The 22,865-nt window shown below is 44.4% G+C and carries 26 protein-coding genes and 1 other RNA gene; 16 read left to right on the top strand and 11 right to left on the bottom strand.

The window, feature by feature from the left end; all coding sequences use genetic code 11:
- Entirely contained in the window at positions 1-261 is a 261-nt protein-coding gene (locus tag OW495_RS18375; protein WP_065102944.1) for a hypothetical protein, read from the bottom strand.
- Between the two features lie 118 nt (positions 262-379).
- On the opposite strand from OW495_RS18375, the gene OW495_RS18380 reads away from it, so the two are divergent.
- Positions 380-916 carry a TetR/AcrR family transcriptional regulator gene (locus OW495_RS18380; RefSeq protein WP_289887695.1) on the top strand — a complete coding sequence of 179 codons (537 nt, stop codon included), beginning with the start codon at positions 380-382 and terminating at the stop codon, positions 914-916.
- Positions 917-985: 69 nt separating this feature from the next.
- Here the strand turns inward: OW495_RS18380 and OW495_RS18385 are convergent, their stop codons facing one another.
- A complete protein-coding gene (locus OW495_RS18385; protein WP_102485696.1) occupies positions 986-1,615 on the bottom strand; it encodes a LysE/ArgO family amino acid transporter in 630 nt (209 codons plus the stop codon).
- 142 nt (positions 1,616-1,757) lie between these two features.
- Between OW495_RS18385 and OW495_RS18390 the strand changes: the two genes are divergently transcribed.
- Together OW495_RS18390 and OW495_RS18395 are read left to right on the top strand one after the other, a co-directional pair.
- Positions 1,758-2,654: a LysR family transcriptional regulator ArgP gene (locus OW495_RS18390; RefSeq protein WP_102353379.1), complete on the top strand. Its 897-nt coding sequence runs from the start codon at positions 1,758-1,760 to the stop codon at positions 2,652-2,654.
- A 110-nt stretch (positions 2,655-2,764) separates the two neighbouring features.
- Entirely contained in the window at positions 2,765-3,478 is a 714-nt protein-coding gene (locus OW495_RS18395) for an oxidative stress defense protein (RefSeq protein ID WP_065110775.1), read from the top strand.
- 117 nt (positions 3,479-3,595) lie between these two features.
- Here the strand turns inward: OW495_RS18395 and serA are convergent, their stop codons facing one another.
- The 5 genes from serA to zapA form a co-directional block, all read right to left on the bottom strand.
- Complete coding sequence (gene serA, locus OW495_RS18400; RefSeq protein ID WP_017108127.1) at positions 3,596-4,825, bottom strand: phosphoglycerate dehydrogenase; 1,230 nt, start codon at positions 4,823-4,825, stop codon at positions 3,596-3,598.
- A gap of 261 nt (positions 4,826-5,086) precedes the next feature.
- Positions 5,087-5,743 carry a ribose-5-phosphate isomerase RpiA gene (gene rpiA, locus OW495_RS18405; RefSeq protein WP_009847664.1) on the bottom strand — a complete coding sequence of 219 codons (657 nt, stop codon included), beginning with the start codon at positions 5,741-5,743 and terminating at the stop codon, positions 5,087-5,089.
- Positions 5,744-5,844: 101 nt separating this feature from the next.
- The gene (locus OW495_RS18410; RefSeq protein ID WP_289887696.1) at positions 5,845-6,444 is read right to left on the bottom strand and encodes a 5-formyltetrahydrofolate cyclo-ligase; all 600 of its coding nucleotides are present in this window, start codon (positions 6,442-6,444) and stop codon (positions 5,845-5,847) included.
- 6 nt (positions 6,445-6,450) lie between these two features.
- Positions 6,451-6,633, bottom strand: a non-coding RNA gene (gene ssrS, locus OW495_RS18415) — 6S RNA.
- A gap of 11 nt (positions 6,634-6,644) precedes the next feature.
- Complete coding sequence (zapA, locus tag OW495_RS18420) at positions 6,645-6,953, bottom strand: cell division protein ZapA (RefSeq protein ID WP_004735366.1); 309 nt, start codon at positions 6,951-6,953, stop codon at positions 6,645-6,647.
- A gap of 307 nt (positions 6,954-7,260) precedes the next feature.
- On the opposite strand from zapA, the gene OW495_RS18425 reads away from it, so the two are divergent.
- Genes OW495_RS18425 through OW495_RS18435 form a run of 3 tightly spaced genes read left to right on the top strand, consistent with a single transcriptional unit; the run spans position 7,261 to position 10,274 of the window.
- Complete coding sequence (locus tag OW495_RS18425; protein WP_065110777.1) at positions 7,261-7,836, top strand: YecA family protein; 576 nt, start codon at positions 7,261-7,263, stop codon at positions 7,834-7,836.
- A gap of 24 nt (positions 7,837-7,860) precedes the next feature.
- Positions 7,861-9,039 carry a 2-octaprenyl-6-methoxyphenyl hydroxylase gene (gene ubiH, locus OW495_RS18430; protein ID WP_289887739.1) on the top strand — a complete coding sequence of 393 codons (1,179 nt, stop codon included), beginning with the start codon at positions 7,861-7,863 and terminating at the stop codon, positions 9,037-9,039.
- 11 nt (positions 9,040-9,050) lie between these two features.
- Positions 9,051-10,274 (top strand): FAD-dependent 2-octaprenylphenol hydroxylase, encoded by a 1,224-nt coding sequence (locus tag OW495_RS18435; protein ID WP_289887697.1) that lies wholly within the window; start codon positions 9,051-9,053, stop codon positions 10,272-10,274.
- 136 nt (positions 10,275-10,410) lie between these two features.
- Here OW495_RS18435 and OW495_RS18440 read toward each other — a convergent pair whose 3' ends face one another.
- The 3 genes from OW495_RS18440 to ygfZ all read right to left on the bottom strand — a co-directional run bounded on the left by OW495_RS18440 (position 10,411) and on the right by ygfZ (position 12,619).
- Positions 10,411-10,617: a DUF1107 domain-containing protein gene (locus OW495_RS18440; RefSeq protein ID WP_017108134.1), complete on the bottom strand. Its 207-nt coding sequence runs from the start codon at positions 10,615-10,617 to the stop codon at positions 10,411-10,413.
- A 564-nt stretch (positions 10,618-11,181) separates the two neighbouring features.
- On the bottom strand, positions 11,182-11,643 hold the full coding sequence (locus OW495_RS18445) for a YbaK/EbsC family protein (RefSeq protein ID WP_017108135.1): 462 nt from the start codon (positions 11,641-11,643) through the stop codon (positions 11,182-11,184).
- 4 nt (positions 11,644-11,647) lie between these two features.
- Positions 11,648-12,619, bottom strand: coding sequence for a tRNA-modifying protein YgfZ (gene ygfZ / locus OW495_RS18450; protein ID WP_289887698.1), 972 nt, complete (start codon positions 12,617-12,619; stop codon positions 11,648-11,650).
- A 167-nt stretch (positions 12,620-12,786) separates the two neighbouring features.
- Between ygfZ and OW495_RS18455 the strand changes: the two genes are divergently transcribed.
- Positions 12,787-13,047 carry a succinate dehydrogenase assembly factor 2 gene (locus OW495_RS18455; protein ID WP_004735374.1) on the top strand — a complete coding sequence of 87 codons (261 nt, stop codon included), beginning with the start codon at positions 12,787-12,789 and terminating at the stop codon, positions 13,045-13,047.
- On the top strand, positions 12,995-13,423 hold the full coding sequence (locus tag OW495_RS23890; RefSeq protein ID WP_354669433.1) for a protein YgfX: 429 nt from the start codon (positions 12,995-12,997) through the stop codon (positions 13,421-13,423). The genes OW495_RS18455 and OW495_RS23890 overlap by 53 nt, the downstream gene beginning before the upstream one ends.
- Positions 13,424-13,533: 110 nt before the next feature.
- On the opposite strand, the gene nadB is transcribed toward OW495_RS23890, so the two are convergent.
- Entirely contained in the window at positions 13,534-15,150 is a 1,617-nt protein-coding gene (gene nadB / locus OW495_RS18465) for an L-aspartate oxidase (protein WP_017108682.1), read from the bottom strand.
- A 389-nt stretch (positions 15,151-15,539) separates the two neighbouring features.
- Here nadB and rpoE point away from each other — a divergent pair, with 389 nt between their 5' ends.
- The 8 genes from rpoE (at position 15,540) to era (ending at position 22,787) form a co-directional block, all read left to right on the top strand.
- Positions 15,540-16,118 (top strand): RNA polymerase sigma factor RpoE, encoded by a 579-nt coding sequence (rpoE, locus tag OW495_RS18470; RefSeq protein WP_008223963.1) that lies wholly within the window; start codon positions 15,540-15,542, stop codon positions 16,116-16,118.
- Between the two features lie 26 nt (positions 16,119-16,144).
- Positions 16,145-16,768, top strand: a complete 624-nt coding sequence (locus OW495_RS18475; protein ID WP_029223232.1) for a sigma-E factor negative regulatory protein — start codon at positions 16,145-16,147, stop codon at positions 16,766-16,768.
- A complete protein-coding gene (gene rseB / locus OW495_RS18480; RefSeq protein ID WP_017108141.1) occupies positions 16,765-17,727 on the top strand; it encodes a sigma-E factor regulatory protein RseB in 963 nt (320 codons plus the stop codon). The genes OW495_RS18475 and rseB overlap by 4 nt, the downstream gene beginning before the upstream one ends.
- Positions 17,724-18,194 carry a SoxR reducing system RseC family protein gene (locus tag OW495_RS18485; RefSeq protein ID WP_017108684.1) on the top strand — a complete coding sequence of 157 codons (471 nt, stop codon included), beginning with the start codon at positions 17,724-17,726 and terminating at the stop codon, positions 18,192-18,194. Before rseB ends, OW495_RS18485 begins: the two co-directional genes overlap by 4 nt.
- A gap of 137 nt (positions 18,195-18,331) precedes the next feature.
- Positions 18,332-20,125 (top strand): translation elongation factor 4, encoded by a 1,794-nt coding sequence (gene lepA / locus OW495_RS18490; protein WP_102554975.1) that lies wholly within the window; start codon positions 18,332-18,334, stop codon positions 20,123-20,125.
- 97 nt (positions 20,126-20,222) lie between these two features.
- A complete protein-coding gene (gene lepB, locus OW495_RS18495) occupies positions 20,223-21,119 on the top strand; it encodes a signal peptidase I (RefSeq protein WP_289887700.1) in 897 nt (298 codons plus the stop codon).
- A 26-nt stretch (positions 21,120-21,145) separates the two neighbouring features.
- Positions 21,146-21,823: a ribonuclease III gene (rnc, locus tag OW495_RS18500; protein ID WP_004735383.1), complete on the top strand. Its 678-nt coding sequence runs from the start codon at positions 21,146-21,148 to the stop codon at positions 21,821-21,823.
- Positions 21,816-22,787, top strand: coding sequence for a GTPase Era (gene era / locus OW495_RS18505; RefSeq protein ID WP_004735384.1), 972 nt, complete (start codon positions 21,816-21,818; stop codon positions 22,785-22,787). The genes rnc and era overlap by 8 nt, the downstream gene beginning before the upstream one ends.
- Positions 22,788-22,865 lie beyond the last annotated feature (78 nt).

The raw sequence follows: 22,865 nt of genomic DNA on the forward strand, positions 1-22,865 counted from the left end.
CTAGCCCTCCTGAGCGTTGACTCTCTTAATGCTCTGTTTTCTTTTCATCACCCTGCATTTTGTTTTATTCGACGTCGGCCATAACGATGTTTTCAGCATTGCATATAAAGGCCTTCTTACCTCTTTGCCTCCTAAAATTGCCAGTAGACATAACCCTCCAGGGATAAGAATCATCATTAACAAGGGACGAAGTAGGTAAGAGAAACAAAAAATGGTGGGTAGAAAAATCAGTATTTGTCCCAATCGGTTTAATAAATTCATCGGTTCTCCAAATTGAAAATAAAGTGAGCGTGCTCATTTTTATAATTGAGCGTGCTCAGTTTGTCAAATTAGACGACTAAGAGTATGATCAAGCTTGATTTGAAAAGGGTGTATTTTCGTGAGTAAGAGAGACATAACGAAACAGAAGATCTTGGCGTCCGCTTGGGAATTGTTTGGTGAAAATGGTTATGACAACACCACAACTCGACAGATTGCTCGCCACGCAAGTGTGGCTGATGGCACGGTGTTTAGTCATTTTGAAACCAAGTTGACGATTCTTCGAGAAGGGATGCTATCGCAGTTGGAAAAGATTGGTCAGGAAGTGTTAGCGACTGATCAAAATAAGAGTACGTTGGATATTGGTCTCTCGCTTATTGAACATTACTACTGTTATTACTTTGATAATGTTGAATTGAGTCGAGCGTTACTCAAAGAGGTGATTTGGGATCTCGACTATTACCGAACCTTTGATCAGGCACTCTTTCAGACGGTTAATGTCAGTACATCTATTTCTGAAAAAATGCCTTTGATTATGGATAGCTATTTCATGACTTTGATAAAACACTTGAGCCAACCTGAACCGAGCCTTGAAGCTGCGCTGAATGAACTGAACAATAAAATTCAAGTCATTCTAACCACCAACGAGATTGAATAATTCACTGTTTATTCGTGGCGTCGTTGCAATTTTCTAATGACTGGCTTGCGATCTCTGTTCTTGATGTCATTACCAATACTGTTCAATCAACCCATTAGCGAGCACAAGTGCAATGGCAAACATCATGGTCGCGACTGCGATATCAATGCCTTTCTTAACATTCGGCTTAGATAGCGTTGGGCCTAGCTTTGCAGCGCCTAATGACAAAGAGTAAAACCACACGAACGAAGCCAAGATCGTCCCCATAGCAAAAGCAATTCTGTCGTTGCCTTCAAACTGCCCGCCAATGGATCCTAGAATCACCACGGTATCCAAATAGAGATGCGGGTTTAATACAGTTACTGCCAATGCACCTAAAACAACGGTGCGCTTGCCACGAGCTAATATCTCACCTTTTGATTCATCACTGGCACGTGTTCTGAACGCACTGCGCAGTGATAGCAACCCATAAACCGTAAGAAAGGCGATACCCCCCAATGTCACTGAAGTGAGCAGTAATTCATTTTGCGACAGGATAGCTCCGCCACCAAAAATACCCAATGAGATGAACAAGGTATCGAGTAGGCTACAAATCGTTGCTGTGGTTAGGTGGTGATTGCGTTTTATCCCTTGATTTAAGACGTACGCATTCTGAGCGCCAATAGGGATAATCATGCTTGCCCCTAGACCAAAACCTTGTAATAAAACCCAAAAATTCATTTTAACCTCCACTTAATTAACGATATTTACGTGCTATATGGCGAAGATACTCCGACCTTTTAAATAAGTATAATTAATGATTTTAATCTATTATTAGAGTTGCTAATGTTGATGGTAATTAGGTTAAAAAGGAAACAAGTTGATGCGTGGATTGGATTACAAATGGATAGAAGCACTGGATGCAGTCGTGAAACAACGCAGTTTTGAAAGGGCGGCTGAGCAGTTGTACATCTCCCAATCGGCGGTGTCTCAACGCATCAAACAACTGGAAAAATGGTTAGCGCAACCCGCGCTTGTGAGAGAAAGTCCGCCAAGACCAACACCGGCAGGAAAAAAGCTGTTGGGTTTGTATCGTCGTGTTCGTTTGTTAGAGCATGAGCTTGTCCCTGAATTGATGAATGAAGAGGGTACTCAACCTCTTTCCCTATCAATAGCGACCAATGCTGATAGTTTGGCGACATGGCTGTTGCCTGCGTTATCTGATGTGATGAACTCACGTCAAGTTGAGTTGAACCTTGCGATTCATGGTGAATCGAGAACGATCGAAAAAATTAAGAGTGGAGAAGTCGCAGGGGCGATCAGCCTTGAATCTCAACCTATTCCAGGATGCAGCGCTGACTATCTCGGTCGTATGGACTACGTGTGTGTGGCGAGTCCTAGCTTTCATCAACGCTACTTCTCTGACGGAGTGAATTATTCGACATTAACCAAAGCTCCTGCGGTTTCGTATGACCAATACGATGATCTGCATAAGAAGTTTTTGCATGATCATTTTAATGTTCCGAGAGACAGCGTTATCAATCATACGGTGGGAAGTTCAGAAGCTTTTGTTCGACTCGCTCTCTCTGGGGTCGCCTATTGTTTGATCCCTCGACTGCAGATTGTTGAAGAGTTGGAGTCAGGGACACTGATTGATGTCACTCCCGGCTTCTTGCTGTCTTATCGTATCTATTGGCACCATTGGCAGCTTGAGAGTGGGATGTTGAAGGAAATCTCTCAAGCCATATTAGGTTATGCTCACAATCACTTACCTCAGTAAGCTGTTGGTTTTTTCATCGTCAAAGTTCTGTTAGAAGTTGGGTATCAGGATTGGCTATGCGACAAATTGCTCTATGATAAAAGAACATTTGTTCAGCGTGGGTTTTCCTAATGAAGTTTGTACCAAAAATCTTAGCAACGTCTCTTACTCTTACTGCAGCGTTGAGTGCTGTGAGCTTTCCATCATTGGCAAACTCTCCCTCTTTTCCGCATATTTCAACGACGGGCTATGGTGAAGTGATCGCGACACCGGATATGGCAACATTCTCTGTTAGGGTTGTAGAATCAACAATGACGGCTGAACAAGCTAAAAATACTGTCGATAAAGTCGTAACAGGCTTTCTCAACAAGCTGCAAAAAGCAGGGGTTGATGAGGCTAGCGTACACAGCTCTAACCTGTATTTATCGCCTCAATACCATTATCCGAAAGATGGTAAGCCTGAACTGGTTGGCTACCGTGCTTCACGTAATGTGACGGTTCAAGTTAATGATTTAGCTAACCTAAATGATTATATGGACATTGCTATTGGTCAGGGCATTAATCAGATCGATAACATTCAACTGCAAGTTCGCGACCAAGCTAAGTATCAAGAGCAGGCTCGTTTAGAAGCAATCAAGGATGCAAGATCGAAAGCGAAGTCATTGGCGAGTGGTTTTGAGCGTGATCTAGGTGATGTGTGGCGTGTGGATTATAACGCACAATCTTCACAACCCGTGCTAATGCGTTCAATGGCGATGGATGCAAGAACTGAATCGAACTCTTATGAAGATTCAACGATCACCATTCGTGATCGTGTCAACGTGATCTACCAATTAGAAGAGTAGTGAACGCACCTTAAGAAGGTTTTGGATCATCATGATCTTTTTACCTACCATAGGCCAAATACTAAAAGGCTCTCATAATGAGAGCCTTTTTGTTTTTACTAATATCGAGCTCGATGATTAGTGAAGTAGACGAGCACGGATTGTGCCTTCGATCTCTTTCAATTTAAGCAGAGCTTCTTGTGAACGATCAGCTTCCACATCGATAACCACATAACCCATATCTGCGGCAGTTTGTAGATACTGACCTGCGATGTTGATGCCTTCTTCAGCGAAGATGGTGTTGATTTGAGTCAGAATACCTGGACGGTTCTCGTGGATGTGCAGCAAACGAGAAGTGCCTGTATGTAATGGCAGTGAAACCTCAGGGAAGTTAACACTTGATAGCGTAGAGCCATTATCAGAGTACTTAGCAAGCTTACCTGCAACTTCTACACCGATGTTCTCTTGTGCTTCTTGTGTTGAACCACCAACGTGAGGGGTAAGAATCACGTTATCGAACTGCATCAATGGTGACTCAAATGGGTCAGCATTAGTTTTTGGTTCTGTTGGGAAAACATCGATCGCTGCACCCGCAAGGTGACCAGAATCTAGAGCGCCACATAATGCTGGGATATCAACAACAGTGCCACGAGCGGCGTTGATGAAGATAGAACCAGGCTTCATGCGGTCAAATTCTTCTTTGCCCATCATGTTTTTAGTTTCATTAGTTTCTGGAACATGCAGAGAAATAACATCACACTTGTTCAGAAGATCAGTCATGGTATGGACTTGAGTTGCGTTACCCAAAGACAGCTTGTTCTCGATATCGTAGAAGTAAACACGCATACCAAGGTTTTCAGCAATAATACCCAGCTGAGTACCGATGTGGCCGTAGCCAATAATACCTAAACGCTTACCACGAGCTTCGTAAGAGTTGTCTGCACTCTTTTTCCAGATACCACGGTGAGCAAGAGCATTTTTCTCTGGGATACCGCGAAGCAGTAATAGAACCTGACCTAGAACGAGTTCAGCAACACTTCGAGTGTTTGAGAACGGTGCATTGAAAACAGGGATACCGCGCTTTGCTGCTGCTTGAAGGTTGACTTGGTTAGTACCAATACAGAAACAACCGACTGCAACCAGCTTTTCAGCCGCATCAATAACTTCTTGGGAGATGTTTGTGCGAGAACGGATACCAATGAAGTGAGCATCTTTTACTGCTTCAAGAAGTTCATCTTCAGGTAGCGAGCCTTTGTGGTACTCAATATTTGTGTAACCAGCGGCTTGCAGTACTTCTACAGAAGAAGGGTGAAGACCTTCTAGAAGTAGAATTTTTATTTTTTCTTTTTCCAGTGAAACTTTGGCCATTGTTCTCGTCCTTAAAATGGAAAGGTTGGGCAAATGCGGCGCACGTGCTACAAAATGGCTGAAAGGGGAACAAATTCACCACTTTGTCAGGAGACAAACGTTTTCCCTGTGCGTCTTCTGAACAATAAAGTAACAAAAAAAAAATGTTTTGGGTAAGAAAATTACGGAATAAGACATAATTTTACAGGTATAAAGCAAAAAAAACGGCGCCCTTGGGCACCGTATGTAATGAAGTAACAGAAAAACTCAATCTTCTATTATTTATTCTTCGATTTTTGCACCTTCAGGCGTGCCAGTGATAACTACATCAGCACCACGGTGAGCGAACAGACCAACCGTTACCACACCAGCGATACCATTGATGATATCTTCTAGCTGTTTTGGATTTTCGATCGCCATGCCGTACACATCTAGGATCACGTTGCCGTTATCGGTTGTGCAGCCTTCGCGGTAAACTGGGTCACCACCAAGTTTTACTAATTCACGAGCAACGTATGAACGTGCCATTGGGATAACTTCAACAGGCAGTGGGAATTTACCCAACACATCAACTGCTTTCGTACCATCAACGATACAAATAAACTTGTCTGAGATAGCGGCAACGATTTTTTCACGGGTCAAAGCAGCACCACCGCCTTTGATCATATCGCGTGAACCGTTAATTTCATCCGCGCCATCAACATAGATGTCTAACTTGAATACGTCATTGCACTCAAAAACTTTGATTTCTAGTGCTTCTAGTTTTTCAGTAGAGGCAACAGAGCTTGAAACCGCACCTTTGATTTTGTCTTTCATTGTGCCAAGTGCGTCGATGAAGTGATTTACTGTTGAGCCAGTACCGACACCTACAATGCTGCCTTCTTCAACATATTGAAGTGCTGCCCAGCCAGCTGCTTTTTTCATTTCATCTTGAGTCATGCCATTCTCCGAATAAGGTCTTGCGCTGTGAATTAATCGTTCGCGTATTAAAGTTAACGTTTGTATATCGAGGTTAACGTTTGCGGCGCGATTATAACGCTTTAATGGTTGTTTTCCCATTGCCAAGTTTTACTCGGAGTCACGATTTTAGGTAACGGAATGTCCCAACCTTCAATAGGTAAGCGAACGACATGTTGGCAATCGTGGGCCAAACCAATCGGGGTTGCGCCATTGCCGGTCTCAAACCATCGAGCCAAAGTGCGATCGTAATATCCACCGCCCATTCCTAAGCGATGTCCCTGAGAGTCAAAGCCCACCAATGGTGTGAGAATAAGATCGAGTTGTTGGCATGGTTTGACGAGCAATTGATTCAGCTGAGGTTCAACGATACCGTATTTATTAAGGACGGTCGGTGTGTCTGGAGAATAATGAAGAAATAACAGGTGTCCGGCTGAGAAGGGGTGCAATACCGGTAAATAAGTTTGCTTACCTTGCGCCCATAACCATTCAATTAACGGCTGTGTATCGAGTTCGCCATCGATGGATATATAGAGTGCGATATGCTGAGCAGATTGAACTTCATCAAGCTGAGCGCACTGCTGGACTAAATCTAAACCGGATTGAGTTTGTTGTTCGCCAGATAAGGCATTACGCTTGATACGGATCTGTTTGCGAAATTCGCTGCGTGTGAGCGTCTTCATAAGAAGGGATACCCCAAAGTGCCGTTGAGAATAGATGGCCCTTGAACCAGCGAGTTCAAGGCGGATCAGCAATGATTACCGTAGGCTTCTCGGCGGACCGAGCATGCTCAATAGCACTCAAGTACTAACCCTTAGGGATTGCTTATCGGCTCGGGGACGTGAATCCTCTGACAAACACTCCAGGGTAAATTTTGTGTACGCTATTGCTGTCCGTGCTTAACTTTACTGAGGACATCTGAAAGTGATGTCGTGAGCTGTTCCATTCGCTCGGTCAGTGCGTTTTGTTCGTCGTTTGCTTCAAACTTCTTGGTTTGTAGCTCATAACAAATATTCAGAGCTGCGATCGTTAGCAGCTTCACTTCATTGGTTACCTTAGTACGTTCAGCCATCTCTTTCAATCGATTATCAAGATCGGCCGCCGCTGCAATTAATGACTCCTCTTGCCCTGGAGGACAATTAACTCGAGTCAGTTTTCCTAATATTTCAACGTCTACCGCTTGATTACTCATGATGGATGAACTCTTTAACGCGCTATTTTTAAGGCTGTTGCACTTTCTCATTTTTGAAAAAGAAAAAGAGCAAACACCGCTGAGGAAGCAATCTCCTCTGAGGGAGAAACTATAGGTAAACCGCTATTAAGATTCAAGCTTTTCAGAGTGACTGTTTGTAAATGAGAGCTTGAGCACACAGTAATTCAGCAAATTGAACATTTGGTAGTCAGTCATCCTTCAATTGCTGGGGATCGATGCTTACCAGAATTGGGGTGAAGTGGTACGATTATACTATCGATATAAAGAATAACTGAGCGAGCTACTGATGAGCGAAACTACTTTACCTGACTACCTAACGGTTGCGACTGAACTTCAATCGGCAAGCCTAGCCGTAACACCTGCTGAAATGCATGGTCTGTTAACGGGTATGTTAAGTGGAGGTTTAAACCTTACAGATAAAAGCTGGCAACCACTGATCTTTGATTACACCAATGAAGGCATGGGTTGGCCTGACCGCGTCTTAACGTTAGCTGAAGCTGCATTAAAGGTGACGACCAGCGAAATTACTGGTTCTGGCATGGAGTTATCTATGTTGTTGCCTGATGAAGACGCAAGTGCAAGCCTATTTGACCTTGCTGATGGAGTGTCTGATTGGATTAACCACTTTATCTCTGGTTTGGGTTTAGTGGGCGCTCCGTTAAACAAAGCGTCTGATGGCACCAAAGAAGCCTTGGCTGATCTGGAAGAGATGGCGAAGCTGGGTATTGATGAAGAAGACGACTTAGAAGAGCAAGCACAGCTTCTAGAACACGTTATCGAGCATGTCAAAGCGTGTGCATTAACGATTCATGCTGAGTTTGGTGCTCGTCCATCTGAAGATGCAGCTCCAACCATTCACTAATTCGCTTGCTCGCTTGAGGTTATGATGGCTCAGTATGATGTTGTAATTGCTGGTGGTGCAATGGCGGGGGCAACCTTGGCCCTTGCTCTGAATCACTTAAGTCAAGGCTCTCTGTCTATTGCGGTAGTTGAGCCTTATCAGGTTGATCATCAAGCTCATCCTGGATTCGATTCTCGTTCTATCGCTTTGTCTTATGGCACAGTGCAGATCCTTGACTCTTTGCAGTTGTGGCAATCTATCGCTCCCGTTGCAACCCCGATCAAAGATATTCATGTATCAGATCGAGGTCATGCTGGAATGACGGACATCTACAGTGAAGATCTTGCTGTCGATGCGCTTGGCTACGTGGTTGAGTTGGCAGATGTGGGTCGGATCTATCAGCAGAAATTAGAATCAGAAGCAGCAATTACGATGCTTTGCCCTGAGTCTGTTAGAACCGTTGAACGTGATGAATCGTTAACGACGATTGGGCTGACAAGTGGGCAAACAGTAGCCACTAAGTTATTGGTTGCAGCTGACGGTGCTATCTCAACCTGTTGTCAGCAACTGAATATCCCATTGAGTGAACATGACTTTGAACAAGTTGCTGTGATTGCCAATATCGTTGCTAGTGAACCTCATCAAGGTCGAGCCTTTGAGCGTTTTACCCATCATGGGCCAGTTGCTCTGTTACCGATGAGTGACAATCGTTTATCGCTGGTTTGGTGTCTGCCACCAGAGCAAGCACAGCAAGTCGTCGCTTTAAGCGATGATGAATTTCTTGAGCAGCTGCAGAAAGATTTTGGTTGGCGATTGGGGCGATTGGAAAAAGTGGGCAAGCGTGCGAGCTACCCATTAATTCTTCGTCATCGCCAGCAGAATATTTCTCATCGTTTTGCGATCGTAGGTAATGCTGCTCAAACGCTTCACCCCATTGCGGGCCAAGGTTTTAACCTCGGCATTCGTGATGTCGCTTCTTTGGCTGAAGAGTTATGTAACCAACTGGATGATGTTGGGCGTTACACTGGTCTTGTTAACTTTAGAAAGCGTAGAGAACAAGACAGAGACACTACGATCACGTTGACTTCAAGCCTCGTTCATCTGTTCTCAAATGATTTTATGACCGCTCGTATTGGGCGTAATCTTGGGTTAGCCGTAATCGATAACCTCCCATCTCTTAAAGGTCCACTTTTGCGTCATACGCTTGGCCTAGTAGATAGATAAGGTAAAAAATAATGATGCAAAGTGTTGATATCGCCATTGTTGGCGGTGGCATGGTTGGCCTAGCGCTCGCGGCCGCATTGAAAGACAGTGACTTAAGAGTTGCGGTGATTGAAGGCAAAGCACCCAGTGAAGGGCTTAGTGAATTACCCGATGTGCGAGTGTCGGCACTGAGCCGTTCGAGTGAAGTCATTCTGCGTAACCTAGGGGCATGGCAAGGTATCGAACAAAGACGTGCTGCGCCCTACCAAGCGATGGAAGTATGGGAACAAGACAGTTTTGCTCGCATCGAGTTTGACTCGACACGCTTAGCACAGCCTAACCTAGGCCATATTGTAGAGAACCGCGTAATTCAATTAGCGCTGCTTGATCAGGTTAAGAAACAAGACAATGTCAGCCTATACATGCCAGCTACGTGCAAAACGATGGCGATTGGTGAGAGCGAAGCATGGTTAACGCTAGACAATGGCCAAGCGCTGACCGCTAAATTAGTTGTTGGAGCTGACGGTGCAAACTCTTGGGTTCGCAAACAACAAGATATCCCATTAACGCATTGGGATTACGGCCACAGTGCGATTGTCGCGAACATCAAAACAGCAGAGCCTCACCACAGTGTTGCTCGTCAAATATTCACACCGCAAGGCCCGTTGGCGTTCCTGCCAATGCAACCAACGAATATGAGCTCTATCGTTTGGTCTACGGAACCAAATCGTGCCGAGAAGCTTGTATCCATGTCGGATGCTGATTTCAATAAACAGCTCACGGCTGAATTTGATGCCAAGCTTGGATTGTGCGAAGTGGTTGGTGAGCGTTTTGCCTTCCCGCTGCGCATGCGATACGCACGAGATTTCGCGGTAGAGCGTGTAGCTTTAGTTGGTGATGCTGCTCATACGATTCACCCGTTAGCGGGGCAGGGTGTCAACTTAGGGCTATTAGATGCTGCAAGCTTAGCGCAAGAGCTGTTAACGCTGTGGGCTGCTGGCGAGGACATTGGTACTAAGCGTAACCTTCGTGGCTACGAGCGCTGGAGAAAAGCAGAGGCGGCGAAGATGATTGCGTCTATGCAGGGCTTTAAAGATCTGTTTGAAGGCGACAATCCAGCCAAGAAGCTGATTCGTGGTATCGGTATGAAGCTTGCGGGTCAACTGCCTGGTGCGAAAGATGAAATCATGAAAAGAGCACTCGGCCTATCAGGGAACCTTCCTGATTTAGCAAAACGTCCTGTGACTCACCGATAGTGATTTAATGGTTAAGCTGTTGAACATTAATAACGAATGACTCGTGGCAGAACAAGTTTTCAGCATCATAAGTACTAAAAAAGGGTTGGCATTAATATGCCAACCCTTTTTATTTCGAATTCTTTAGATAATCAGATTAGGCGTATGCACAACGCAGCTTCATGATTTCACTGTTGATCTCTTTCACTGTTTGAAAATGACGTTTCTCTGCTCGCTCCGGTAGTACGAGCTTGCCATTATCAAACTCAAATTTGCCGACGCCGTAAATGTAGATTCGTCCTTTGAAAAGTCGACTTACATGTTTAGCAATCATACCCGGTGTATAGCGCTTAAACAGTCTCATTCTTAATTATCCTTATATTTACCTAGCCTGCATATTATAGAAAAAATCCGTGATAATAATTGTGATAAGCGTGGATTAATATGCAGCAGAGTTGACGTTTATTAGATATTTGTGCTGTTCTAAGCACTTCCTGTAGTAAATATCTATTTTTACGTGAGCTTCTCCTCAAAATAATAGTGAGCAGGGAAACTGCCATGAACTTTCCTGTTCGGTATTAAGCAGTAGAGATGTTACAAGTATAAGAATAGGCGGGATTTTTTTATTTGTGTAATCAAATTGTAAATTTTAGGCATAAAAAAAGCCCGTCTAAAACGGGCGAATAGTCACAGATGCATTACACAAAAGTGGATACTGATGTTACTCAGTGGATTCACTTGTACTGATTTACCTAAAGGCTAGTCAGTAAATTAACAATAACGCAGATTTAACCTTGTGACTACTTATGCTTTTAATTTGATTAAATATTTACTATTAATGTGTTTTTCTTATGACGAACTTCACACAAAATATGTATTTAATGAAAACTTTAAGTGAGGTTTGCGATCAATTACGCCTTAGAGTGGATCATCGACAGATCTCTGCGACGATAGGGGCACACAAAGCCATAAGATCATCGAGATCCAATGCGACGCCAGCCATTCGATCACCAGAGCTGATCGTCACGAAGGCGTTATTCTGAAGAGAAGGATCAAAAATGATCGGCATGTGTCTCTTCAGAGCAAGCGGCCCGACACATCCAGCCTTAAAGCCAGTGATAGCTTCAACATCTTTCAGTGATACGCAGGTCATTCGACGGCAATTCAGTACCGAGCGTACTTTCTTAGGGTCGACAGAGCGATCACCAGCAATACAGGCTAACGCATACTGGTTTCCCATATCCTTGAGCAGGATGCACTTGACCATTTGAGAGGCATCGATGCCTCGTTCTTGCGCTGTCTCTTCGATGCTGGTGGTTGGTTTGCTTTGCATCAGCAGGCGATAATCCACCTGCTGTTGATCCAACCATTGTGTAATCAGAGTTTCCACGTGGTTACTCTTCGTCAAGGCTGTAAGGCAGTGGCAGAATGTTCCACACTTGGTCAGATTGTGCTGTCAATCGAAGCTGAACATCGTCATCAAGGTTGTTTGGTAACACCATCAAACCCATCGCGTGGTTATCAGCAAATTGATACACGTTTAATAGTCGGCCTGCGCCACGCCAGTTTTCACCCACGCTACGTTCTAGTTCAATCGTATTTTCAAGAGACAGTACATCTGAAGTCGTTCCTGAAACAATGCGCATTTCACGCTTGTTCATGCCACGATACTTAGCGCGAGCAACCGTTTCTTGACCTGTGTAGCAGCCTTTTGAAAAGCTGATACCGCCAATCGCTTGCAGGTTAAGTGCTTGAGGAATGTGCTCGTTTTGCTCTGCTTTCGATAGGTTCGGCTGAGCATCAAGAATTTCATGATACTGCCAAAGTGCTTCTGATACTTTTTCTGCTGTGCTGCTTGTTACCAAAGCTTCAGCGGCTTCTTCTGTCACAAGTAGAGCCCAACGGTTGTCAGAGACTTGAACAGCGGTGCCACCAGAGATTACACGCACTTTACCTTGGCTTTCTGAAATCGAGTCAATGTATTGATTAGCTGACGCGCCCATCACACCGATAACAACGTCAGACGTTTGCTCGATATCAACCTTAGAGAATACGGCGTATTTCTTGATTTCAACTAATTCGACTTCAATTGCCGATTTAGGCTGCATGAGTGCGTAGCCACCGTTGTGGTGGAACAAGCGAAAGATACTCCATACCTTTCCTTTCGCATCACAATGCGCACCTAATGTAGATTCATCATTAGGAAGAGTGACGACATCGCACGTAACCTGACCTTGTAGGTACGACTTTTTGTCATCGCCTATCATGGTAATTGCACTCCAATCTGACACGTGTGTCATCATCAGTTCTGGAAGCGATTCATTTTGCGTATGAGCGAGCGGCTGAAATGTGTTTTTCCAATCCATTTTATCTTTCCTAAGAATTTTATTTGGCTCTATGTTAATCCGGTTCTGTTTCTTTGTCAGCCTAGGTTTTTTTGTGAGCTTAGATAGGGACTGTGACTCACATAGTAGTTGCAGAGCGTATGACTTGTTACACTCCGAGAAAGAAAAATTATAGGTGAGGATAGCCAATGTACACTGCAGAGCAGAAAGCACGAATTAAATGGGGTTGCCGTCGCGGCATGTTAGAACTTGATGTAGTCATCATGCCATTTTTTGAAGAGTGTTTTGATTCGTTGCAAGAGCAGGAACAGCGCGAGTTTGTTTCTCTATTAGAGTGTGATGACCCAGATTTGTTTACTTGGGTGATGGGACACGGGCGCAGTGAAAACCTAGGTCATGCATCAATGGTTGATAAAATTGTCGCGCATAACCTCAGCAAGGTTCGTTAGGCTTCAGCTTAACCCTTCATATTCCGCATTATTTGCAAAAGGCACTATTTTTGGGTGCCTTTTGTTTTTCATCGTATTCTCCTCCATCCCTCTTGTTGCCAGTCTCTACTGTTTGTATCTCATGATCGCTTTATTCAAAACCGATACGGTTGTGGTTAATGCGGCGCAAGGTTGTTTCGATTACAAGCACGATGGGGAAGTTAGGTTGAATGACCAACATTATGTTCTCAAGACCGTCGATAAGGTTTGGGCGCAATTTTTCGTTAAGCTGAGTTTTGAATGTGGACATTCAGTACTGTTATGGCGAGATAGTTGTGATGAACGTGAGTATCGACATTTTCTGGCAAACCTACAACGAGCCCGCGAGATAAGCTAGAGCATCAAATAAAAGAAAGCGTTAGACAAAAGAAAAGAGAGCACTTGGCTCCCTTTCATTTGATTGCTTTTGGTTAACGTATTAAGCCGCTAATAACTTTTAACCAATGGTTATGATTGGTTTCTCTCTGGTGTGAGAATGGTTGGGCCGCTGTCTTCTGCAAGCTCTGGGTAATCCAACGTATAGTGCAGGCCTCGGCTCTCTTTACGTTGCATCGCACAACGCACCATCAGTTCAGCTACTTGCAATAAGTTACGCAGTTCAAGCAGGTTGTTCGAAACCTTAAAGTAGCTGTAGTACTCATGAGTTTCTTGCTGCAGCATCTGAATACGGCGCATTGCACGTTCTAGACGTTTATCCGTTCGAACAATACCCATGTAATCCCACATGAACAGTCTTAGCTCGTGCCAGTTATGTTGAATGATTACCTCTTCATCACTGTTGGTGACTTGGCTTTCATCCCATGCTGGAAGTTCTGCACACAGTTGAGATTGGTCGATGTTCTCAACGATATCTTTCGCTGCTGCCCATGCGTATACCACACACTCAAGCAATGAGTTTGAAGCCATACGGTTTGCACCGTGCAGGCCGGTGTAGCTCACTTCGCCAATCGCATATAAGTTAGTTAAGTCGGTTTGACCTTGCTTATTCACCATCACACCACCACAAGTGTAGTGGGCAGCCGGAACGATAGGTATTGGCTCTTTGGTCATGTCGATACCCAAATCCATCAAACGCGTGTGGATCATTGGGAAATGCGCGGTAATGAATTCTTCAGGCTTGTGGCTGATGTCGACATACATGCAGTCTGCGCCTAAGCGCTTCATTTCAAAGTCAATCGCACGAGCTACCACATCACGAGGAGCCAGTTCACCACGCTCGTCGAAGTCCTTCATGAATCTTGAACCATCAGGGCGACGTAAATAAGCGCCCTCGCCACGTAATGCTTCTGTCAGAAGGAAGTTACGCGCTTCTGGGTGGAATAGACATGTTGGGTGGAATTGGTTGAATTCGAGGTTTGCGACACGACAACCAGCACGCCAAGCGATAGCAATACCATCACCTGAAGAGACATCCGGGTTTGAAGTGTATTGGTAAACCTTGGAAGCGCCGCCAGTTGCAAGTACCACAAATTTAGCACGCACGGTTTCTACGTGTTCTTGGTTACGGTTCCAGATGTAGGCACCGATAACTTTGTCTTTCGAACCACCGACTTTATCTTCTGTGATTAAATCAAGCGCATTGTGACGCTCAAAGATCTCGATGTTGGGGTGATTATTGACGTTGTCTTGTAGTGAGGTTTGCATCGCCATACCAGTTGCATCGGCAGCGTGCAAAATTCGACGGTGGCTGTGCCCACCTTCACGGGTGAGGTGATATTTAGGTTGGCCTTCGGTGCTGTTCTCATCTTTATCAAATGGAACACCGCCATCAATTAGCCACTGCACACACTCTTTTGCGTTTTCAGCAATGAATTGAACTGTATCTTCTTCACATAGCCCAGCACCAGCAATTTGAGTATCTTCTACGTGAGACTCAATACTGTCTGATTCATCGAATACCGCGGCGATACCACCTTGTGCGTAATACGTCGATCCTTCGCTACGTGGTCCTTTGCTTAATACAATTACTTTTGCATGTTCTGCTACACGTAAGGCTAATGACAAGCCTGCCGCACCACTTCCTACCACTAATACATCACACTGATGTTCACGGTTTGCGTTCATAAAACTTATTAAATCCCGGGCTATAGTAGAGTTGTCCACTCTCAATTGACTCTGTCTTGTTTTAGGAGTTGGGGTAAGACTGTTATAATCCCCGCAGTGCCATCCTAAAACGCTATGCAAAATCAAGATATAGACAGCTATCTAGAAATATTTAATTGCTCAATACCATTGCTTTTGCTCAAGTTTCCCCAAATTAATAGGGATAGCTATTTTTATTACATCACATTGTGAAACAATAATGGCAAATAATTTTAAGAAAGTTGGAACTTTCAGTATTTGGCTTAGTCACAATAGTGCTCTTGTAGACGGTGGTGTCAATACTACATTTCGCATAATTAGTACCCATATCTGCGAAGGTAAGGGTTATAACAATAGGAGTACCCGCTCGAATGAACGAGCAGCTAACCGATCAAGTGTTGATTGAGCGAGTGCAGAGTGGAGATAAGCAGGCATTTAACTTACTAGTGGTTAAGTACCAAAATAAAGTGTGTAACCTTATCTCTCGATACGTGAATAATTCTGGTGATGTACCTGATGTAGCACAAGAAGCTTTTATTAAAGCTTACCGCGCGATACCTAATTTTCGTGGCGAAAGTGCCTTCTATACATGGTTGTACCGAATTGCCGTGAACACCGCTAAAAATCATATTGTTGCTCAGAGCCGCAGGCCGCCAGCAACAGATGTTGATGCAGAAGATGCAGAATATTACGAAACAGGCAGCGCGTTAAAAGAAATATCGAACCCTGAGAACTTAACGCTGTCCAAAGAATTGAAACAGGTCGTTTTTGGTGCGATTGAAGCGTTACCAGAAGACTTAAAAACTGCAATGACGCTGCGTGAGCTCGAAGGTTTGAGCTACGAAGAGATTGCAGAAGTAATGGATTGCCCTGTAGGAACCGTACGTTCGCGTATTTTCCGAGCTCGTGAAGCAGTGGAAAAGAAAATTAAACCTCTTTTACAACGCTAGAACTTGTAATAATTATGGTGAAAATAATGGCTGATAAAGAAAAGCTTTCGACACTCATGGATGGAGAAATGATCGACAAAGCTCTGATTGCAGAGTTGGAGTCTGATCAAGAAAGCATGGATACCTGGCAGAATTACCATTTAATTGGTGATGTAATGCGTGGGGATGCGCCAGAAAGTCAAGGTTGGAACATTGCTAACAGTGTTGCCGCTGCGCTTGAAAGCGAGCCAGCACACGGTTCAATGTCGAACTTGCACCAAGTGAATGTAGAACCTGTTGTTGCTCCAATTGAAGAACAACCGAAACCTCAACAAGCGAAGCGCCAGCTTCCTGCTTGGTTACAACAGTTTGGACAAGTTGCCGTTGCAGCCTGTGTTTCTCTAGCTGTTGTGTTAGGTGTTCAACAATATGGTGGTAGTGACCCAGCAGCACCAGAACAGCTGCCTGTACTCCAGACGATTCCGTTTGCGGGTTCTGCTGAACCAGTAAGCTTAACGCGTGACTCTGTTGAGAAACCAGCATCTGAAGCTAACTTGCAAGAGCAGCGCAAACGCGTTCATGCATTGTTAGAAGATTATGAGTTACAGCTAAGATTAAACAGTGATGCATCGCCAATGCAAGATGCACATCTAGAATCGGACATTGAATGAAGAAAATCCTGGTCAGTGCACTGACACTGTTCAGCTTGATGTCTCCAACGGCCTTTGCAGAGGAAATTACTGCAAAGGCGTTATTGCATCAAATGAACGAGGCCAGTCAGCATCTAAATTACGAACTCTCCTATATTTTGATAAAGAAGAGCAGTATTGAACCTCTGCTTTATCGTCATGCAGTTAACGACGACCAACAACTCGCACACCTTGTTTACTTAAGCGGCCCTGTTCGCGAAGTCATTCGACGTGGCGACGAAGTTAGCTATATAGAACCGGGTACAGAACCATTCACTATCCAGTCTGGCAGTATGGTTGCACCTGTCATTCCTATGATTAACCGAGATATTGACGCGCTCAACGATTACTACGATTTCGTGAAAGTGGGTCGAGCTCGTGAAGCTGGAAGTACCACACAAGTGTTGCGAGTGGTTCCGAAAGATGGGCTTCGCTATTCTTATGTCGTATGGGTTGACGAAAAAACCAATCTTCCTTTACGTGCCGATCTTCTTGATCGTGACGGTGAAGTCTTAGAACAGTACCGCACTATTTCTTACGTGGTGAATGACAAAATTGCAGAGGCGATGGGAGGCTTAAATAGCGCTCAACTGCCGAAAGTACTGTCATTGCCTGAAGGCTTAGTGAGTGAAACAAACTGGGAAGTGTCTTGGATTCCGGAAGGCTTTAAGTCAAAAGAACTCAGTCGTTATCCTATGGCGGCAACCAATAAAATGGTTGAGAGCCAACTGTTCAGTGATGGATTATTCAGTTTCTCGGTGTACGTTGCCGATAAAGATGAACATTCATTGAAAGGTCAGTTGGTGCGTCAAGGACGTCGAACGTTACACAGTTTAGTGAATGGAGACCGCGAGATCTCTGTAGTGGGTGACATACCGCCAGCCACCGCTAAGCGTATTGCTCAATCAATCAAGTTTGCTAATTCGGTTCCAGCGCAATGATGACTGCGCTTGCTACCGTCAGCTCAGTCGAACAAAAAGGTAAGCAATTTTTTGTTCATCTGAGCTGCGAACAACAAACCAGTTGCAGTAGCTGTTCTTCTCAAAAGAGCTGTGGAACCGGTATTGTTACTAAAGCTGTCGGCAATAAATCTTTGTTTTGGCAGCTTAAAACCAAAAGTTTAGTTAAAGCAGGACAAATCGTAGAAATTGGCTTTCCAGAAAAAAGCCTACTTCAGTCAGCGGCGATTGTTTACCTCATTCCACTTTTCATGTTGATGATTGGTGCTGGTTTTGGACAACTCTTGTTACAACCCTTACTCCAAGGGGGCGAGGGCATTGTTATCTTAAGTGCTGCGCTGTTTACTGCTGGTGGTATTGCCTTAGCGAAGCGGTTAGCCAAACCTATGGAAGACAAATCCAAGCAAGAAGTCGTCTTGATTCGAATCCTAGGCGAGCCTCTCGTCTAATTTATGATGCTTCTTGCCCTTAAATTGGGTAGAATCTGCCAACTTGATTGAAATGCCGCCACCAATGCTGACTGTAGATTGGACGCGTCGCGGCTTTCTTATTATCCCTATTCAAAGAGTTTAGTCACACCAAGCCTATGAAGCACATTCGTAATTTTTCGATTATCGCCCACATCGACCACGGTAAGTCGACCCTTTCTGACCGCTTAATCCAAGTTTGTGGAGGGTTAAGTGAACGTGAGATGGCAGCTCAAGTCCTCGATTCTATGGATATAGAACGCGAGCGTGGTATTACAATTAAAGCGCAGAGTGTGACTTTAGATTACAAAGCGAAAGATGGTGAAACTTACCAACTTAACTTTATCGACACTCCAGGACATGTAGATTTCTCTTACGAAGTATCTCGTTCTCTAGCCGCTTGTGAAGGCGCGCTATTGGTTGTGGATGCTGGTCAAGGTGTTGAAGCACAAACTCTAGCAAACTGTTACACCGCGATCGAAATGGAACTGGAAGTAGTGCCAATCTTGAACAAGATTGACTTACCTGCTGCTGAACCTGAGCGTGTTGCTGAAGAAATCGAAGAGATCGTTGGTATCGATGCGATGGAAGCGACTCGTTGTTCTGCAAAAACCGGTATTGGTGTTGACGACGTTCTTGAAAACATCGTAACAGCTATCCCACCACCGGAAGGTGATCCAGAAGCGCCACTACAGGCACTGATCATCGACTCTTGGTTCGATAACTATTTAGGCGTTGTTTCTTTGGTTCGTATCAAGAACGGTAAGCTGAAGAAGAACGACAAGATTCGCGTAATGTCGACAGACCAAGTTTGGGGTGTTGACCGTCTAGGTATCTTCACACCTAAGCAAATCGACACAACTGAGCTAAATACTGGCGAAGTTGGTTGGGTTGTTTGTGGTATTAAAGACATCCTTGGCGCACCTGTTGGTGATACGTTGACGCTTGCAAAAGGCGGCAGCACAGAACGTCTACCTGGTTTCCAAAAAGTGAAGCCTCAGGTATATGCAGGTCTATTCCCAGTATCGTCTGATGACTACGAAAACTTCCGTGACGCACTAGGCAAACTAAGCCTGAACGATGCATCACTGTTCTACGAACCAGAAAGTTCAGCAGCACTTGGCTTTGGTTTCCGTTGTGGCTTCTTAGGAATGCTTCACATGGAGATCATCCAAGAGCGTTTAGAGCGTGAATACGACTTAGACCTAATCACTACGGCACCAACCGTAGTGTACGAAGTTGTAAAAACGGATGGCAGCATTCTTTACGTTGATAGCCCGGCTAAACTGCCTGCGACTAATGATTTAGAAGAAATTCGTGAGCCTATCGCTCGTTGTAATATCCTTGTACCGTCTGACTACCTAGGTAACGTAATTACCTTATGTGTAGAAAAACGTGGTGTTCAAGTTGATATGGTTTACCACGGTAAGCAAGTTGCTGTGACGTACGACCTGCCAATGGCAGAAGTGGTTCTAGACTTCTTCGACCGTTTGAAATCAACATCTCGTGGCTATGCGTCACTGGATTACAACTTCCAACGTTTTGAAGTGTCGAACATGGTTCGTGTAGACGTATTGCTTAATGGCGAAACGGTTGACGCACTGGCTATTATTACACACAAAGACATTGCACAGTCTCGTGGTCGTCTATTGGTTGAGAAGATGAAAGAGTTCATCCCTCGTCAAATGTTCGATATCGCGATTCAAGCAGCGATTGGTAACCACATCATTGCTCGTTCTACAGTGAAACAACTGCGTAAGAACGTAATCGCAAAATGTTACGGTGGTGATATCAGTCGTAAGAAGAAACTTCTTAAGAAACAAAAAGAAGGTAAGAAGCGTATGAAGCAGATCGGTAACGTTGAACTGCCTCAAGAAGCATTCTTAGCGATTCTTCATGTTGGTAAAGACTAACTTTATCCAGCATTAAACGAATAATTGAAAGTGGAAGAGTAGCTCGCTATTCTTTCACTTTCGTTATTTTTAAAGAAATGAAATTTAAGGGATATCAATGGCTAATACATTTTCGCTTATCTTAGTGATCGTAACTCTAGTGACTGGCATTGTATGGGCGTTGGAAAAGTTTGTGTGGGCGAAGAAACGCCAACACAAACTGGCTGACGTTGAAGCACAATCGAATGGCCTAGACGCTGAAACCAGCGCAAAAGTTACGGCTCAGCCTTGGTGGGTTGAGAACAGTGTGTCCATTTTCCCGGTAATTGCATTTGTTTTGATCTTGCGTTCATTCATCTATGAACCGTTTCAAATCCCATCTGGTTCGATGATGCCAACCCTTTTGGTTGGTGATTTCATCTTAGTAGAGAAGTACGCGTACGGTCTAAAAGACCCAGTATGGCGCACTCAATTGGTCGAAACAGGCAAGCCAGAGCGTGGCGACTCAATCGTATTTAAGTACCCACCTCAGCCGAATATCGACTACATCAAACGTGTTGTTGGTATGCCTGGCGACACCATTCGCTACAGCAGCCGCAAAGAGGTCTGCATTCAAGCGAAGGGTACAAGTAGCTGTGAACCAGTGAAACTAAGTCACGTTGAAGAAAGCCAATTTATTCAAGACGGTGTGCCTCTGATTCAGCTAAATGAACAGCTGGGTGACGTGGAGCACCAAATTTTAGTTAACCCATTACGTCGTGATCGTGTGCAAGCATATCAACCCCGCAATGGTGTTAACGAGTGGATCGTTCCAGAAGGCCAATACTTTGTGATGGGTGATAACCGTGACAACAGTGCTGATAGCCGTTACTGGGGCTTTGTCCCTGAAGCAAACCTTGTTGGTAAGGCCGTTGCTATTTGGATCAGCTTCGAATTCGAACGCGGTTCGGACAGTGTACTTCCAACATGGATTCCTACTGGTGTGCGTTTTAATCGCATCGGTGGGATTCACTAATCGATCACATAACACATCGAGAGAGCATGAATTCTCCAATTGATAAACTAGAGAGAAAGATTGGCTATCAGTTTAATGATGCCGATCTTATCCATCTGGCGCTGACTCACCGCAGCGCCGCAGGTAAACATAACGAACGTCTTGAGTTTCTGGGCGATTCAATTTTAAGTTTTGTTATCGCTGATGATCTTTACCACCGTTTCCCTAAGGTAAACGAAGGTGATATGAGCCGCATGCGCGCAACATTAGTACGTGGTCATACATTGGCAGAACTAGGTCGTGAATTCGAACTAGGAGATTACTTAAAATTAGGTCCAGGTGAGTTGAAGAGTGGCGGTTTCCGTCGTGATTCTATTCTAGCGGATGCAGTAGAAGCGATCATCGGTGCTGTCTATTTAGATAGTGATACCGAGGTTGTTCGCCGCATTATTTTAAGCTGGTATCAATCTCGCCTAGAGTCTATTCAGCCTGGTGTATCTCAAAAAGATCCGAAAACTCGCTTACAAGAGTTTTTACAAGGTCGAAGAAATCCCCTACCTGTCTACACAGTGACTAATATTAAAGGTGAAGCACACAACCAAGAGTTTACGGTTGAGTGTGAAGTGGCAGGTGTGGATAAACCTGTTATCGGTAAAGGCACTAGCCGCCGCAAGGCAGAACAAGCGGCTGCTGAAACAGCATTAGAGCAACTAAGCAATGTCTGATAACAATCAAGATTTCGATATCGATGCATTCTTTTCATCTGATAGCAAAAAAACGGGCCTACCGGAAAACCAACACTGTGGCTTCATCGCTATCGTGGGTCGACCAAACGTAGGTAAATCGACGCTTCTGAACCATATTTTGGGTCAGAAAATCTCGATCACATCACGTAAACCTCAGACGACACGTCACCGTATTATGGGCGTAGAAACTGAAGGTGATTACCAAGCGATCTACGTTGATACTCCTGGACTTCACATCGAAGAAAAGCGTGCAATCAACCGTTTGATGAACCGTGCGGCGAACAGCTCACTGAGCGATGTGAACCTAGTATTTTTCCTTGTTGACGGTACTCACTGGACTGACGACGATGAAATGGTACTGAACAAGCTGAGAAAAACAGATTTCCCAGTAGTCCTTTGTATTAACAAAGTAGACAACGTTCAAGACCGTACTGACGTTATGCAACACATGATGGAAGTGTCTAAGAAGATGGACTTCCTTGATGTTGTGCCAATCTCAGCGAAGCAAGGTAAGAATATCGATGTACTGCGTAAGCACGTTCGTAACTCTTTACCAAAAGCGACGCACCACTTCCCTGAAGAGTACGTAACGGATCGCTCACAGCGCTTTATGGCCTCGGAAATCATCCGTGAAAAACTGATGCGATTCACGGGCGAAGAGCTACCTTACTCAGTAACGGTTGAAATCGAGCGTTTTGATTACAACCCAGATAACGATGGTTTCCACATCAACGCTTTGATTCTTGTTGAACGTACTGGTCAGAAGAAGATGGTGATTGGTAAAGCGGGCGAGAAGATCAAAACGATAGGTCGTGAAGCTCGTATCGACATGGAAGAACTATTCGGTCGTAAGGTTTACCTAGAGACTTGGGTTAAAGTTAAGTCTGGTTGGGCTGACGATGAGCGTGCACTTCGCTCGTTAGGCTACATCGACGATCTATAATATATTGAACGTCACTTTCTGATATTAAGAAAGTTGAATTGAATATAAATACAAGAGAGAGTGCGAACTCTCTCTTTT

It is taken from the genome of Vibrio sp. 14N.309.X.WAT.E.F5 (assembly GCF_030397615.1).
In the GTDB taxonomy this organism is placed as follows: domain Bacteria; phylum Pseudomonadota; class Gammaproteobacteria; order Enterobacterales; family Vibrionaceae; genus Vibrio; species Vibrio lentus.